Here is a 599-nt window from a genome sequence, read left to right on the forward strand (position 1 = left end):
GCCGGAAGTGAATACGTCGCGCCGCGCAGCGAGATTGAAGCGAAGCTGGCGGCGGTTTGGCAGGACGTGCTCCGAATCGAACAGGTCGGCATCCGGGACAACTTCTTCGAGCTGGGCGGTGATTCGATCAAAGCGATCCAGATCGTGTCGAGGTTAAGCGCGGAAGGGTTGAAGCTGGTTGTCCGGGATATGTTCAAGCATCCGACGATCGAGGAAGTCAGCGGCTACGTTCAGGCCACGACTCAGGCAGCAGCCGAGGCAGGGGCCGTGGAAGGCGAAGTGGCGCTAAGTCCGATCCAGCGTTGGTTCTTCGAACAGGATTTCTCGCAAAATCATCACTGGAATCAGGCGATGATGCTGTACCGCGCGGACGGTTTCCAGGAAATGCTCGTGGAGGAAGTCGCAGCCAAGCTGGCGGAACATCACGATGCGCTGCGGATGGTGTACCGGCAAGAAGCAGGGAAGATCGTGCAGATGAATCGGGGGACGGAAGAGCCAGCGTTCCGCCTGCATGTATGCGACGTCTCGGGGGAAGCGGACGTCAGCACAGCGGTCGAACGTGAGGCAATGCGGGTTCAACAGATGATGAATCTGGAAAC

At 58.8% G+C, this 599-nt stretch carries 1 protein-coding gene; it reads left to right on the forward strand.

The features are described from left to right. Positions 1-66 precede the first annotated feature (66 nt). Positions 67-599 (forward strand): condensation domain-containing protein (locus tag ACX1DY_RS31485; protein ID WP_458968054.1); only part of this gene is annotated, 533 nt, incomplete at its 3' end.

Source organism: Paenibacillus sp. BAC0078 (assembly GCF_054483875.1).